Consider the following 14,967-nt stretch of genomic DNA (forward strand, 5'->3'; position numbering starts at 1 on the left):
GTTTCATCTGCATGTTGAAAGGTTAAAATGTCGGCCCTGGGCCTGTCAAGCTTTTGTAGGTATCAGTTTGGTCACGGCCGACGCCGGGGAGCGTCGGCCGTAGCCAACTGCGGTTCGTCAGGTGAGGCTCTCGCGCACCACGGCCAGGATCTCGTCCCGGCCGCCGTCACTGCCGCCCAGGGTGAAGGCGTCCACCAGCACCTCGACGGAGTCGTCGAGATGGGCCGCCATGCGGTCGGCCACCGAGGCCTCGTCGGTGAAGTGCACCATGCCCCTCAGCGGCGCCGCGATGGTGCCCTCCACGAAGCGGTCCCACCGGGCTGGATCGTCCATGAGCTCGCGCACCGTGGCGGGCGGGCCGTAGACCGGCTCGGGCAGCGACACGCGCCACTCGTGCGTCCCGGAGCCCACCTCGACGGCGGTCCCGGGCAGGTCCACCTCCGCGGTCACGCCGGCAGGAACAGTGGCGGAGACCACCACCTCGTCGCCCTCGCGGCGCCACCCCACAGAGATCTCCCCGAAGGGCGACAGGTGGCGGGCCCGGGCGTGGGTCAGCCCGCCGCCAGGTCTGGGCGCGATCCTGATCCGCCGGTACCCCGGCTCGACGGGCGCGAGGCCGGCGACGGTGCGGTGCAGCCAGTCGGCGACGGCGCCCAGCGCGTAGTGGTTGAACGAGGTCATCTCGCCGGGGTTGATGGTGCCGTCGGGCAGCATCGAGTCCCAGCGCTCCCAGATGGTGGTGGCGCCCATGGTCACCGGGTAGAGCCACGAGGGGCACCCGGTCTGCAGCAGCAGCCGGTAGGCGGTCTCCACGTGGCCGTTGTCGGCCAGCGCGTCGGTCACCAGGGGGGTGCCGACGAAGCCCGTGGAGATCCGGAAGCCCGAGATCCGCACCAGGTCTGCCAACCGGGAGGCCGCGGCGGCGCGCTGGTCGTCGCCGTCGAGGAGGCCGAACGCCAGGGCCATGGCGTAGACGGTCTGCGCGTCGCTGAGGATGCGGCCGCCGGGGGTGACGAACTCCCGGCGGAACCCGGCCAGGGCCCTGTCCGCCACGGAGCGGGCGTACGCCTCGGTGTCTGCGTCGCCGACGATGGCGGCGGCCTTCGCCGTGAAGTCGGCGCTGCGGTAGACGTGGCCGGTGGCCACCACGTCGGGGTCCGCCTTGGCCTTGGCGGGCTCGTGCGGCGGCGCGGTGGGGTCCAGCCAGTCGCCGAACTGGAAGCCGCCGGACCACACGCCGTCGTCGCCGGCGGCCTTGTCGAGGAACTCCACCCACCGGCGCATGCTGGGCAGCTGTCGGGCAAGGACCGCCTCGTCGGAGGTGCGCTCGTGCAGGACGGTGGGCACGATGGCCGCCGCGTCGCCCCAGGCCGTCGCCACCATGTTGCCGAGCACGTTCGGCACCACGATGGGGACGCCGCCGTCGTCGAACTGGTCGGCCTCCAGGTCGCGGAGCCAGGAGCGCAGGAATCCGGTGGCGTCGTAGAGGAATTCGGCCGTGGGCGTGAACACCTGGATGTCGCCTGTCCAGCCGAGGCGCTCGTCGCGCTGCGGGCAGTCGGTGGGCACGTCGAGGAAGTTGCCGCGCATGCCCCACACCACGTTCTGGTGGAGCTGGTTGAGCTGCTCGTGGGAGGACTCGAACCAGCCGGTGCGCTCCATGTCGCTGTGGATGACCACCGCCTCGACCGAGACGATCTCGGACTCAGCCACGCCGTCGACGCGGGCGAAGCGGAAGCCGTGGAACGTGAAGGTGGGCTCGAGGACCTCGTCGCCCGTACCGGCCAGGTAGTAGGTGTCGGTGGCCTTGGCGGTGCGGAGCGGGCGGATGCCGAGCTCGTCGTGCTCGAGCACCTCGGCCTGGGTCACGACGACCTCGCGGCCGGACTCGGCGCGCACGGTCAGGCGCACCCAGCCCACCACGTTCTGGCCGAAGTCGATCAACAGCGCGCCCGAGGGGGAGCGCCACATCGTCTTCGACGGCACGGTCTGCGTGATGCGCACCGGCGGGCCGTCGGGGGAGACCAGGAGGCTGAGGTCGGCGTCGACCACCTCGACGGCGTCGTCGCCCTGCGGCCCGGTGATGCGCAGGTCGGTGGTGCAGCCGTCGTAGATGTCGTCGGCGAGGACGCGCCAGGTGTGCGCGCGCCAGGTGGCGTCGGTGCCCAACACGTGGCGGGTGCCGTCCTCGGTGAGGACCTCGAGCTGGGCGAGCAGGGCCAGGCGGTCGCCGTAGAGGGCGCGGCGGTTGCCCCACGTGAGGCGGCCGCGGTACCACCCGTTGCCCAGCAGGGCGCTCACGTCGTTGGCGCCCTCGCGCAGGAGGTCCGTGACGTCGTGGGTCTGGTAGCGCAGGCGATGGCCGTAGGTGGTCCATCCCGGGGCGAGATACTCGTCGCCGACGCGGGTGCCGTTGAGGCTCATCTCGTACAGGCCGTGGGCGGTGACGTGCAGCCGCGCGCTGACGATGCCCGCGGGGAGCTGCCAGGCCGTGGTCAGCAGGGGGGCCGGGGTGAGGATGCCGCCCAGCGTGACCGGGGAGACGAAGCGCGCCTGCCAGTCCTCGGGGGCCAGCAGGCCGGCCTCGACGGCCACCGGCTCGCTCCACGCGGCCCACTGCCCGTCCGCACCGCGCGCCCGGACGCGCACGACGGCGCGCTCCCGCGACGCCAGCGGCGCCTGCGGCCAGGGCACGAACAGCTGGTCCGCCGACTCCTCCTCGTGGGTGACGACGGCGCCGTCACGGTCGATCTCGACGGCGTAGGCGGACTGGACCCAGCCGTCCGGCGCGTCGACGACCTGCCAGGACAGGCGCGGGGCCGGGTCGCCGAGCCCGAGGACGGCGGCGGAGATGGGGCGGTTCTCGATTCGGAGCCGCGTGGTTCTACTCATGGTTGTGATCCTCGACGGTGAGAGACGGACGTTTCGCCATGAAACGTTTCATGTCCATGGTGGACCCCGCCGTCCACCCGCGTCAAGCAGATTCCCAAAAGTCGTGAAGCGTTTCATCGGGGGGCCTCAGGGTCTAGGGTTCTGCCATGACAGGGAAGGGGCCGGGCAGGCTCCCGAGCATGAACGACGTGGCCCGCGAGGCCGGCGTCTCTCTCGGCACGGTGTCCAATGTGCTCAACCGTCCTCAGGGGTGCCGGCCCGAGACCGTCGAGCGGGTCCAGGCCGCCATCGACCGCCTGGGCTTCGTGCGCAACCTCAACGCCCGCGCCCTCGTCGGGGCCACGTCGCACACCATCGGGCTCAACGTGTTCGACCTGAGCAACAGCCTCTTCGTCGACATCGCGCGCGGCGCGCAGTCCGAGGTGCGTCGTCGGGGCCACCAGCTGGTGATCACCGACTCCGACACCGACGAGGCGCAGCAGCGCGAGCACCTCGACTACTTCGACGAGACCCGGGTGGCGGGCGTGCTGCTGGCCCCGCAGTTCGACCCCTGGGCGGACATCGGGCGGTTAGCCTCGCACGGCCGCCGCGTGGTGGTGCTCAACCACGACACCCCCGGCGCCACCTGGTCCTGCGTCCTGGTGGACAACGAACACGTGGGCTACCTGGCGGCCACCCACCTGATCGCCCGCGGCTGCCGTCGGCTCGCGTTCGTGAACGTGCGCGAGTCGCTCCAGCCCGCCGATGAGCGGCGCCGGGGCGTGGGCCGGGCCGTGGCGGAGGCCCCGGGCGTCGAGCTGACCGAGCTGTTCGTCGACGACCTGCAGGTCCAGGGCGGGATCGCCGCCGGGCTGGCGCTCGCCGCGACACCGGCGGACCAGCGCCCCGACGGGGTCATCTGCGTCGCGGACCTCACCGGGATGGCCATCGTCCAGGTGCTGGCCAACAGAGGGATCCGCGTCCCCGCAGACGTGATGGTGATGGGCTGCGACGCCAACATCAACGCCTGGGGCGGGCCGGTCACGCTCACCACCGTCGCGCAGCACGGCGACGAGATGGGCGCCTCCGGGGCCCGGATCCTCCTCGACGAGCTGGCCGACCCCACCCGCCCCATCACCCGGCATGTGATCAGGCCCGAGCTGATCGAGCGCTCCTCCACCGCGGGCGTCGCCCGCTGACGACGGGCCCGGAGGGTGGACGAGGTGGCCCGGGCATGGGGTGATCCGCCATGCTGGAGCCAGTCCCTGGGAGGAGTGCCATGGCCGCGACGATCACCGAAGCCTCGCTGAGGAGCTTCGTGCTCCAGCTGGGGGACAAGCACCCGCCGATCGGGCTGGGATCTGTGGACCGGACCGTGCGCAACCCCGAGGCGGTGCGGGCGCGTTTCGCCCACGTCATCGACTACCTCGCCCGCGTGGAGCTCGAGGTGGACCGCAACGTCCTGGAGCTGCTCACCCTCCTGCCCAACGTCAGCGAGGTGGACCGGATCTTCTACCAGGACGTCTGGTACGACCAGGAGATGGCCCACGGCTACCTGCTGGACCAGCTCCAGGGGGACCTGGGCATGGAGCCGCAGCCACCGTTCATGACCATTCCGCTGCGGATGAAGCTGCTCGGGGCGCTGGCGCACTGGGAGCCGGTCCACGACATCTCGCGGATGCTGTACTACCTGACCGGGGCGTCGACGGAGCGGCAGGCGGTGCTGGCCTACTCGTCGCTGATCAAGGAGCTCACCCGGATGGGGGAGTCGGCGATCGTCAACACGATCATCCACCCCATCAAGCAGCAGGAGCCCGGCCACTTCGCCTTCTACCGGATGAGCGCCGAGAAGATGGTCCAGGACGGGGAGCTCAAGCCCTGGCAGGTGCAGGTGACCAGGCTGCTGAGGTCGAAGTCGTTCACCATGGTGGGGGTGGACTACGTGAAGTACTACCAGAAGGAGTTCGGCGGGGTCATGGCCGAGCTGGGCATCGACGCTGAGATCGAGATCTACGCCCGCGAGATCGGGCGGCTCGAGGCGAAGTTGCTCTGGGCGAACGAGAAGGGCATGGACTTCCCGCCCTACTTCCTCAAGGCGCTGCGCGAGTCGGTCGAGATGTACCGCGGCGACAGGAGCTTCGACGCGCCGCGCCCCACCCAGTTCGTGCTCTGAGGCCGATTCGCCCGGCCCCGACGGCTGGGGTAAGCTTGCCGGGCTGCCTGGCGAGGGACCCCCAGGGGTCCGTGATCGACTAGCCAATCCTCGCTGGGCGCCCGCACGCGCAGATATCCAAGCTTGAGGAGTTCTTCCATGGCAGACGTCAACCTGACCGCCACCACCCGCACCGAGTTCGGCAAGGGCGCCTCGCGCCGCCTCCGTCGCGCCGGCTCCACCCCCGCCGTGCTCTACGGCCACGGCACCGATCCCGTCCACCTGGCCCTGCCCGCCCGCGAGACCTTCCTCGCGCTGCGTCAGGCCAACGTGCTGCTCCAGATCACCGTCGAGGGCCAGAAGCCGTTCCTCGCGCTGCCGAAGCAGGTCCAGCGCCACGCCATCCTGCACTCCATCGAGCACATCGACCTGGTGCTGGTGAAGGCCGGCGAGAAGGTCACCGTCGACGTGCCGATCGTGTTCTCCGGTGAGGCCGTCCGCGGCGCGCTGGTCAACCACGAGCTCAACAGCCTGACCGTCCTGGCCCCGGCCACCGACATCCCCAACGAGCTCCACGTCTCCATCGACGACCTGGCCATCGGCTCGCACCTGAGCGTCGCCGACATCACCCTCCCCGAGGGTGTCGAGGCCGCAGTTGAGGGCGACGTCGTGGTGGTCAGCGTCACGCAGGCCCCGGTCCAGGACCTCGGTGAGGGCTCCGCCGAGGCTGAGGCCGAGGGCGCCGCCGCGGCCGAGTGACCGATTCCACCTTCCTCGTGGTCGGGCTCGGGAACCCGGGCCCGGCCTACGAGTTCACCCGGCACAACGTCGGGTTCTGGGCCGTAGCGGACCTCGCGGACCGCTACGGCTCGTCGTTCTCCCTTAACTCGCGGCACCGGGCCGAGGTGGCCACCGTGACGCTGCCGGGCCCGGAGCCGATCCGGCTGGTGCTCGCGAAGCCAACCACGTACATGAACGACTCGGGCTCCGCGGTGAGGTCGTTGGCCGCGTTCCACAAGATCAAGCCGTCCCACGTCATCGCGATCCACGACGAGCTGGACCTGGACGCCGGCCGGCTGAGGGTCAAGACCGGCGGCGGGGACAACGGGCACAACGGGCTGAAGTCCATCCGGGCGCACCTGGGCACGGGCGACTTCCACCGCGTCCGCGTCGGCATCGGACGCCCGCCGGGCAGGCAGGACGCCGCCGCCTGGGTGCTGGCGAAGATGAAGCCCGCAGACCTCGAGGGCATGCGCGTCGACGCCGCGGTGGCGGCGGACGCCGTCGAGCTGCTGGTGCGGGAGGGCCTCGTGGCCACCCAGAACCGCTTCAACTCCTGAGCTCCCGCCGCGCGGGGCGTCCTTGGAGCTCGTGGAAGGATGATCCAGTGAAGTTTCCCGGATTGCTGCGCGCCCTCGAACAGGACCATGCCCTCGCCGCGACACTCGCGGACGCGCGCCGCTCAGGCGTCACCACGCTCGACGTCACCGCCGTCCCGCCGTTCTTCCCGCTCCTGACCGCGGCCATCGCGGAGGAGTCGGGGCGCACCGTCCTGCTCATCACCTCCACGTACCGCGAGGCCGAGCAGGTGACCGCCGAGCTCGCCGGCCTCCTCGGCGAGGAGGCCGTGGCCTACTACCCCGCCTGGGAGACCCTTCCCCACGAGCGGCTCTCGCCCCGGGCGGACACGGTCGGCCGCAGGCTCGCGGTGCTCCGCCGGCTCTCCGGCAAGGGCGAGCAGCCGCCGCCGCAGGTGGTCGTCGCGCCCATCCGCTCGGTCCTGCAGCCGCAGGTGAAGGGGCTGGCGGACATGGCGCCCGTGCGGCTCGCGGTGGGGGAGGAGTACCCGCTGTCCACGCTGCTGGCGGACCTCAGCGGCGCCGCCTACAACCGGGTGGACCTGGTGGAGCGTCGCGGCGAGTTCGCGGTGCGCGGCGGGATCGTCGACGTCTTCCCGCCCACGGCCGAGCACCCGGTGCGCATCGACTTCTTCGGCGACGAGATCGACGAGATCCGGTACTTCACCGTCGCTGACCAGCGCTCGACCGGTGAGAAGGTGGACACCGTCGTGGCGCCCCCGTGCCGCGAGCTCCTCCTCACGACGGGGGTGCGGGCCCGCGCCAGGCGCCTGGCCGCCGAGCACCCCGAGCTCGGCGACATGCTGGGCCGCATCGCGGAGGGCCAGGCCGTGGAGGGCATGGAGGCGCTCACCCCGGTGCTGGTGGACGGGCTGGAGCTCCTCGTCGACGTGCTGCCGAAGGACTCACTGGTGCTGGCGAGCTCGCCCGAGCTCATCCGCGCGCGCGCCGCGGAGCTGGTGCAGACCAGCCAGGAGTTCCTGGAGGCCAGTTGGGCCGCCGCCGCGGGGGGCGGGAAGTCGCCGGTGGACCTGGGGGCCTCCGCCTACTGGAACCTCGCCGACGTCCGGCACCATGCGCTGGGCATCGGGCACCGCTGGTGGTCCATGTCCCCGTTCGCGGCAGACGACGAGCCGCACGCCTACGACGCCGCCTCGGTCCACTCCCGCACCGTCAAGGTCACCACCACCGAGTCCTTCCGCGGCGACACCGAGGTGGCCACCCGGCACATCGCGGCGAAGCTGGCCGACGGGTGGGGCGTGATCCTCTGCGTCGAGGGTCGCGGCCTGGCGGCCCGGATGATCGAGGTGCTCGGTGAGGCGGGCATCGCCGCCGCCGTCGACGACCTCGCGCAGCCGCCGGCGCCGGGGCGCGTGTCCGTCGTGCTGTCGACGCTCAGGCAGGGCTGGCGGGCCGACGAGGCGAGGATCGAGGTCATCACCGCCGCCGAGCTGACCGGGCAGAGCGTCACGGACAAGGCCGAGCGCAAGCTCCCGGTCCGTCGCAAGGCCACCATCCAGCCCCTCGAGCTCAAAGCGGGGGACCCCGTCGTCCACGAGCAGCACGGCGTGGGCCGCTTCGTCGAGCTGGTGCAGCGCACCGTGCAGGGGGCCGTGCGGGACTACCTCGTGGTCGAGTACGCCGCCAGCAAGCGCGGGCATCCGGGAGACCGGCTCTACGTGCCGATGGACCAGCTGGACCAGCTCAGCCGCTACGTCGGCTCCGAGTCGCCCACCCTGGACAAGATGGGGGGCGCGGACTGGACCAAGCGCAAGGCGAAGGCGCGCAGCGCCGTCCGCGAGATCTCAGCGGAGCTGATCAAGCTCTACGCGGCCCGGCAGGCCACCAAGGGCCACGCCTTCGCCCCGGACAACGTGTGGCAGCGCGAGCTCGAGGACGCGTTCAGCTTCGTCGAGACCCCGGACCAGCTCTCCGCCATCACCGAGGTCAAGGCGGACATGGAGAAGCTCGTCCCCATGGACCGGCTCATCTGCGGCGACGTGGGCTACGGCAAGACCGAGATCGCGGTGAGGGCCGCGTTCAAGGCGGTGCAGGACGGCAAGCAGGTGGCCGTCCTCGTGCCCACCACGCTGCTGGTGACGCAGCACTACCAGACGTTCGCGTCGCGGTTCGCGGGCTTCCCCGTCCACCTCGCCCAGCTCTCGCGGTTCCAGAGCGACGCGGAGGCGAAGAAGGTCATCGACGGCCTGGCCACGGGCCGCGTCGACGTCGTGATCGGCACCCATCGCCTGTTCGGCAAGGAGGTCCAGTTCAAGGACCTCGGCCTGGTGATCATCGACGAGGAGCAGCGATTCGGCGTCGAGCACAAGGAGCGGCTCAAGGCCATGCGGGTCAACGTCGACGTGCTGTCGATGTCCGCCACTCCCATCCCGCGCACGCTCGAGATCGCGATCACCGGCATCCGCGAGATGAGCGTCATCGCCACGCCGCCCGAGGAGCGCCACCCCGTGCTGACCTTCGCCGGCCCGCACGACGACGCGCAGGTGAAGGCGGCCATCCGCCGCGAGCTCGCCCGCGAGGGCCAGGTGTTCTTCGTGCACAACCGCGTGGGCACCATCGAGAAGACCGCGGCCCACCTGCGCGAGCTCGTGCCGGAGGCCCGCGTGGTCACCGCGCACGGCCAGATGAGCGAGTCGCGGCTGGAGCAGGTGATGCTGGACTTCTGGGAGCGGCGGGCGGACGTACTGGTCTCCACCACCATCATCGAGGCCGGCCTCAACATCCAGACCGCCAACACCCTCATCATCGACCGGGCCGACACGCTCGGCCTGTCCCAGCTGCACCAGCTGCGCGGCCGCGTCGGCCGGTCCCGGGAGCGCGGCTACGCCTACTTCCTCTACCCGCCGGACAAGACGCTGACGGAGACCTCGCACGAGCGGCTGGCCACCATGGCGGCCAACACGGACCTGGGCGCCGGCATGGCCATCGCCATGCGCGACCTCGAACTGCGCGGCGCCGGCAACCTGCTGGGCGAGGACCAGTCCGGCCACATCGAGGGCGTCGGGTTCGACATGTACCTGCGCATGGTGGGCGAGGCCGTGGCCAGCTACCGCGGCGACGACACCGAGGCCGAGCCGCAGATGCGGGTGGAGCTGCCCATCGACGCGCACCTGCCGGAGGACTACATCTCCTCGGAGCGGCTGAGGCTGGAGATGTACAAGGAGATCGCCGAGATCCGCACGGAGGTGGACCTGGAGGCCGTGCGCGCCGAGATGGCGGACCGCTACGGCGAGCCGCCGGCCCCCGTCGAGGCGCTTCTCGGCGTGGCCCGCCTCCGCATGCTGGCCCGGGCACACGGCATCCAGGAGATCGTCCCGCAGGGCAAGGTGGTGCGGTTCTCGCCGGTGCACCTCCCGGAGTCGCGGCAGGTGCGGCTCCAGCGCCTCTACCCGGGGGCGTCGCTCAAGCCGGCCCAGGACCAGATGCTGGTGCCCAAGCCCGACGGCGACCACCTGGGCTGGGCCACCACGCTGCTGACCCAGCTGTTCGGCTGAGCCGGACCCGCCCGGCTGCCCCCGCGGGGGCTCTCAGTGGCATGCGCTAGGCTGACCGCGGTGCCCGCGCGGCACCACAGGCAGGTTCTCGAGAGGTCCCACATGTTGCTCAAGCGCGTTGTCCCGCTGGTCGCCGCCGCGGCCCTGTTCGCCGGCTGCAGCCCCATGCCGAGCACCGCCGTGCAGGTGGGCGACACGCGCGTCACGGAGGCCCAGGTGGACCGCGTCGTCGCCGGCTGCGAGGCCGCCGGGATCGGCCCGGACCAGGTGGACCGCCGCACGCTGGTGATGTCGGAGATCCTCGGCGCCGTCGCCGTCGAGATCGCGGCAGACCTGGACCAGACCGTGACCGACGAGGAGGCGCTCGCCGTCCTGCGGGAGACCGCGGGCGAGAGCCCCGCCCTGAACGACCCCGAGTGCGCGAGGATCGCGGCCGCCGGGTCCAAGCTGCAGATCCTGGTCTCCAAGCTCGGCGAGGACGCGGACATCGCGAAGCTCCAGGAGATGTTCGAGGCGGTCGAGGTGGACCTCAACCCGCGCTACGGCCAGTGGGATCCGGCGGGCGAGGGCGTCACCGGCACGGGCTCGATGTCGGTCCTCCCGTCCTGAGCGCCTCCCACCAGATGACCTCTGAGCTGGAGCGGCTGCGCCGGGTGATGGCGGAGCTGCGGGTCAAGTGCCCGTGGGACGCCGAGCAGACCCACCGCTCCCTGCTCAACCACCTCATCGAGGAGGCGTGCGAGGTGGTGGACGCCGTCGAGACCGGAGACGACGTCGAGCTGCAGGAGGAGCTGGGTGACCTGCTGCTCCAGGTCTACTTCCACGCCCGGATCGCCGAGGACGAGGGCCGGTTCACCCTCGACGACGTGGCCCGCGGCATCGCCGACAAGCTGGTCCGCCGCCACCCGCACGTGTTCGGCGACGAGGACGTCCCGGCAGACATGTGGCAGTCGTGGGAGGAACGCAAGCGCGCCGAGAAGGGCCGATCCTCCGCGCTGGAGGGCATCGCCGAGTCGCTCAGCGTGCTCGGCCGCGCCCACAAGGTGATCTCCCGCAGCCGGTCGCACGGCGTCGCGGTGGAGCTCGCGGACGAACCGCTCGACGAGGAGGGCGTGGGGCGCGCCATCATCGCGCTCGTCGCCCGCGCGCAGGCGCACGGCATCGACGCCGACGCGGCGGCCAGGCAGGCGCTGCGCGAACTCGAGGACCGCGTCCGCAGCGCGGAGAGTTAAGCCGTCCCGCCGCTGCCTTACCCCCTGTGGAAGCTAGGCTGGGCGACGAAAGAGAACCACTCTTTGAAAGGGAGCACATGGCATCCATCGAATTCATCCAGGCCCGCGAGATCCTCGATTCCCGAGGCAACCCGACCATCGAGGTCGAGGTCGAGCTTGATTCGGGTGCGAGCGGCCGCGCCGCCGTCCCGTCGGGTGCCTCCACAGGCGCCTTTGAGGCCGTTGAGCTCCGCGACGGTGACAAGGGCCGCTTCGGCGGCAAGGGCGTCCTGACGGCCGTCCAGAACGTCACCGAGGCGATCGGCGAGGAGATCCTCGGCATCGACGCCTCCGAGCAGCGCCTGGTCGACATGGCCATGCTCGAGCTCGACGGCACCGACAACAAGGCCAAGCTCGGCGCCAACGCCATCCTCGGCGTCTCGCTCGCCGTGGCGCACGCCGCTGCCGAAGAGGCCGGCCTGCCGCTGTACAAGTACGTCGGCGGCCCCAACGCCCACATCCTGCCCGTCCCGATGATGAACATCCTCAACGGTGGGTCGCACGCCGACTCCAACGTCGACATCCAGGAGTTCATGATCGCCCCCATCGGCGCCGAGAGCTTCGCCCAGGCCGTCGAGATGGGCGCGGGCGTGTACCACGCCCTCAAGTCCGTCCTCAAGGAGAAGGGCCTCAACACCGGCCTCGGCGACGAGGGCGGCTTCGCCCCCAACCTCGAGTCCAACCGCGCCGCGCTGGACCTCATCCTCGAGGCCATCAAGAAGGCCGGCTACGAGCCCGGCGCAGACGTGGCCCTTGCGCTCGACGTCGCGGCGTCCGAGTTCTACAAGGACGGCGGCTACGCGTTCGAGGGCGCCACCAAGACGGCCGACGAGATGATCGACTACTACGCCGAGCTCGTCGACGCCTACCCGCTGGTCTCCATCGAGGACCCGCTGAACGAGGAGGACTGGGACGGCTGGAAGGCCATGTCGGACCGCCTCGGCGACAAGGTGCAGATCGTCGGCGACGACCTGTTCGTCACCAACGTGACCCGCCTGCAGCGCGGCATCGACACCGCCACCGCCAACGCGCTCCTGGTGAAGGTCAACCAGATCGGCTCGCTGTCGGAGACCATCGACGCCGTCGACCTGGCTCACCGCAACGGCTACCGCACCATGATGTCGCACCGCTCGGGCGAGACCGAGGACGTCACCATCGCGGACCTCGCCGTCGCACTCGGCTGCGGCCAGATCAAGTCCGGCGCCCCCGCGCGCACGGACCGCGTGGCCAAGTACAACCAGCTGCTTCGCATCGAGGACGACCTGGACGAGGCGGCTGTCTACGCCGGCCGTTCGGCCTTCCCGCGTTTCAAGGGCTGAGTTGAGGGCCTGATCCGGCACACTGGATCAGTGCCTCAGACTCCTCGGAACAAGCCGACCACCAGTGGTCCGGGTCGCGGAACCCCGCGCACCCGGACCACTGCGCGTCCGGGGGAGCGTGGCCAGCGCCCGCGCGTCGAGCCGCTGGCCCAGCCCGAGGTGCAGGCCGCCATGGACCCCGGCCCGGGCATCGTCCCGCGGGCCCAGCGGGCCCTCTCCGCGACCTGGCGGCTGGCCGTCCTCGGCGTGGTCATCGCCGGACTCGCCCTGGTCCTGGCCCACTCGCTGCGCGTGTACTTCGCGCAGTCCCAGGAGATCGCGGCGGTCAAGGTGGACATCGCGGCGAAGCAGGAGCAGATCGCAGACCTGGAGGACAAGCTCAACCGGTGGGAGGACCCCCAGTACGTGCGCTCCGTCGCCCGTGTTCGGCTCGGCTGGGTGATGCCCGGCGAGGTGGGATACCGGGTCATCGGCGCCGACGGGCAGCCTCTCGACGGCGCCACCATCGACACCGGTGATGACGCAGAGTCCGGGCTGTGGTGGGAGAGGATGTGGGGATCGGTCGCGGCGGCCGACGCGCCCGTCGAGGAGCCCGCCCCCGCGGCGGATCCGGACCGCACCGTCGCCCCCGAGCCAGAGCCCGAGGGATAGCACCCTCCCGACCCCTCCGCCTCGCCCCGCTGGGGGAAGTGCGTTGAGCCTGACACGGCTCTCGTGGGGACCACTTGAGCCTGACACGGCTCTCGTGGGGACTACTTGAGCCTGACACGCCTCTCGTGGGGACCGCTTGAGCCGGAAATCGATCTCAAACCCCAAAATTGCCGGAATTGAGTGTTTTCTCGCGTCGAGGGCAGTTTCCGGCTCAACGCGAGTCGACGAGGGCGGTTTCCGGCTCAACGCGAGTCGACGAGGGCGGTTTCCGGCTCAACGCGAGTCGACGAGGGCAGTTTCCGGCTCAACGACGGTGGCCGCCAGGGGCTGGGGGAGGTGCGACAGGCTAGGCTCGGGCGTCGGAAGGAGGCAGTCGTGACAGAACCCACCACCCAAGAGGCCTCTGAGCGCGGGGTGAGCGCCGCGGACCTGGCGGTGATCGAGGCGCAGCTCGGGCGCGAGCCGCGCGGCGTCGCTGAGGTGGCCTGGCGCTGCCCCTGCGGCAAGCCGGGCGTGGTCAAGACGGAGCCCCGGCTGCCGAACGGCACCCCGTTCCCCACCACCTACTACCTCACCTGCCAGCGCGCCGTCGCGGGCTGCTCGACGCTCGAGGCGTCGGGCCTGATGGCCGAGATGACCGAGCGCCTCGCCGTCGACGAGGACCTGGCGGCCCGCTACCGCGCGGCCCACGAGGCCTACCTCGCAGACCGCGCCGAGCTCGGCCACGTCGAGGAGATCGACGGCATCTCCGCCGGGGGCATGCCCGCCCGCGTGAAGTGCCTGCATGTGCTCGTCGGACACGCGCTGGCCGCCGGGCCCGGCGTCAACCCCCTCGGCGACGAGGCACTGGCCCTGCTGGGCGAGTTCTGGACCACCCCCTGCCTCCCGGAGGACGCATGACCACCGTCGCCGCCGTCGACTGCGGCACCAACTCCATCCGCCTCCTCATCCTGCGCGCGGAGCAGGGCGACATCGTCGAACTGGCCCGCGAGGTCCGGCTCGCCCGGCTCGGCCAAGGCGTGGACGCCACGGGCGAGTTCCATCCGGACGCCCTCGCCCGCGCCGACGTGATCTTCGAGGAGTACGCCGGACTCATCGCCCGCCACGGCGCCACGGACCTGCGGTTCGTGGCCACCTCGGCCGCCCGGGACGTGTCCAACCGGGACGCCTTCGAAGCGCTGGTCAGGGGGAGGCTGGGCGTGGAGGTGGACGTGATCTCCGGAGACGAGGAGGCGCTGCTCTCGACCCGGGGGGTGCTGAGCGGGGTCCACGCCGACACTCCAGCGTTGGTGTTCGACATCGGCGGGGGCTCCACGGAGCTGATCGTCGTCGAGGAGGGGCCGACGATCCGGTCTGCCATCAGCCTCGACATCGGCGCCGTGCGCGTCAAGGAGCGCATGATGCCGTCTGATCCGGCCACCATCGACGAGGTGGCCGCCGCGCGCGCCTACGTGGGCGGCTTGCTCGACGGCGCCGGAGTGGACTTCTCGGGGCTCGCGTCGGCCATCGGTGTCGCGGGCACGGTGACCAGTGTCGCGGCCTCGGTCCTCGGGTTGCAGAGCTACTCCCGGCAGGCCGTGCACGAGACGAGGCTCGCCCGCGCCGACATCAAGGCGACGGTGGGCCGCTGGCTGGGCCAGACCGCGGCCGAGACCGCCGCGGAGCCCTGCATGCACCCGCTGCGCGCGGCCGTGCTCGGCGCCGGCGGCCTGATCCTCGACGAGATCTCCCGTCGGGTGCCCGGCGGTGCGGTGCTGGTCAGCGAGACCGACATCCTCGACGGCATCGCGCTGGGCCTGCTGGGCGGTTAGCACATAAGCCAAGCTAGTG

At 71.2% G+C, this 14,967-nt stretch carries 12 protein-coding genes; 11 read left to right on the plus strand and 1 reads right to left on the minus strand.

Translation table 11 applies throughout. From position 1 onward, the window contains the following. Nucleotides 1-117: 117 nt before the first annotated feature. Entirely contained in the window at nucleotides 118-2,892 is a 2,775-nt protein-coding gene (locus tag ACX1D3_RS06745) for a family 78 glycoside hydrolase catalytic domain (protein ID WP_458996218.1), read from the minus strand. A gap of 179 nt (nucleotides 2,893-3,071) precedes the next feature. Here ACX1D3_RS06745 and ACX1D3_RS06750 point away from each other — a divergent pair, with 179 nt between their 5' ends. The 11 genes from ACX1D3_RS06750 to ACX1D3_RS06800 all read left to right on the plus strand — a co-directional run bounded on the left by ACX1D3_RS06750 (nucleotide 3,072) and on the right by ACX1D3_RS06800 (nucleotide 14,948). Next, complete coding sequence (locus ACX1D3_RS06750) at nucleotides 3,072-4,070, plus strand: LacI family DNA-binding transcriptional regulator (protein WP_458996219.1); 999 nt, start codon at nucleotides 3,072-3,074, stop codon at nucleotides 4,068-4,070. Nucleotides 4,071-4,150: 80 nt separating this feature from the next. Then, a complete protein-coding gene (locus ACX1D3_RS06755; protein ID WP_458996220.1) occupies nucleotides 4,151-5,044 on the plus strand; it encodes a GTP-binding protein LepA in 894 nt (297 codons plus the stop codon). Nucleotides 5,045-5,182: 138 nt separating this feature from the next. Continuing rightward, nucleotides 5,183-5,782 carry a 50S ribosomal protein L25/general stress protein Ctc gene (locus ACX1D3_RS06760; protein WP_458996221.1) on the plus strand — a complete coding sequence of 200 codons (600 nt, stop codon included), beginning with the start codon at nucleotides 5,183-5,185 and terminating at the stop codon, nucleotides 5,780-5,782. Beyond that, nucleotides 5,779-6,363: an aminoacyl-tRNA hydrolase gene (gene pth / locus ACX1D3_RS06765; RefSeq protein WP_458996222.1), complete on the plus strand. Its 585-nt coding sequence runs from the start codon at nucleotides 5,779-5,781 to the stop codon at nucleotides 6,361-6,363. The genes ACX1D3_RS06760 and pth overlap by 4 nt, the downstream gene beginning before the upstream one ends. Before the next feature lie 47 nt (nucleotides 6,364-6,410). Then, nucleotides 6,411-9,896 carry a transcription-repair coupling factor gene (gene mfd, locus ACX1D3_RS06770; RefSeq protein ID WP_458996223.1) on the plus strand — a complete coding sequence of 1,162 codons (3,486 nt, stop codon included), beginning with the start codon at nucleotides 6,411-6,413 and terminating at the stop codon, nucleotides 9,894-9,896. A 102-nt stretch (nucleotides 9,897-9,998) separates the two neighbouring features. Next, on the plus strand, nucleotides 9,999-10,505 hold the full coding sequence (locus tag ACX1D3_RS06775; RefSeq protein ID WP_458996224.1) for a hypothetical protein: 507 nt from the start codon (nucleotides 9,999-10,001) through the stop codon (nucleotides 10,503-10,505). A gap of 14 nt (nucleotides 10,506-10,519) precedes the next feature. After that, nucleotides 10,520-11,128, plus strand: a complete 609-nt coding sequence (locus ACX1D3_RS06780; protein ID WP_458996225.1) for a nucleoside triphosphate pyrophosphohydrolase — start codon at nucleotides 10,520-10,522, stop codon at nucleotides 11,126-11,128. A gap of 77 nt (nucleotides 11,129-11,205) precedes the next feature. Then, complete coding sequence (gene eno / locus ACX1D3_RS06785; RefSeq protein WP_458996226.1) at nucleotides 11,206-12,486, plus strand: phosphopyruvate hydratase; 1,281 nt, start codon at nucleotides 11,206-11,208, stop codon at nucleotides 12,484-12,486. 30 nt (nucleotides 12,487-12,516) lie between these two features. Then, on the plus strand, nucleotides 12,517-13,137 hold the full coding sequence (locus ACX1D3_RS06790; RefSeq protein WP_458996227.1) for an FtsB family cell division protein: 621 nt from the start codon (nucleotides 12,517-12,519) through the stop codon (nucleotides 13,135-13,137). A gap of 414 nt (nucleotides 13,138-13,551) precedes the next feature. After that, a complete protein-coding gene (locus tag ACX1D3_RS06795; protein WP_458996493.1) occupies nucleotides 13,552-14,037 on the plus strand; it encodes a DUF501 domain-containing protein in 486 nt (161 codons plus the stop codon). Further along, entirely contained in the window at nucleotides 14,034-14,948 is a 915-nt protein-coding gene (locus ACX1D3_RS06800; RefSeq protein WP_458996228.1) for a Ppx/GppA phosphatase family protein, read from the plus strand. Before ACX1D3_RS06795 ends, ACX1D3_RS06800 begins: the two co-directional genes overlap by 4 nt. Nucleotides 14,949-14,967 lie beyond the last annotated feature (19 nt).

This window comes from Tessaracoccus yangjingae, from assembly GCF_054483935.1.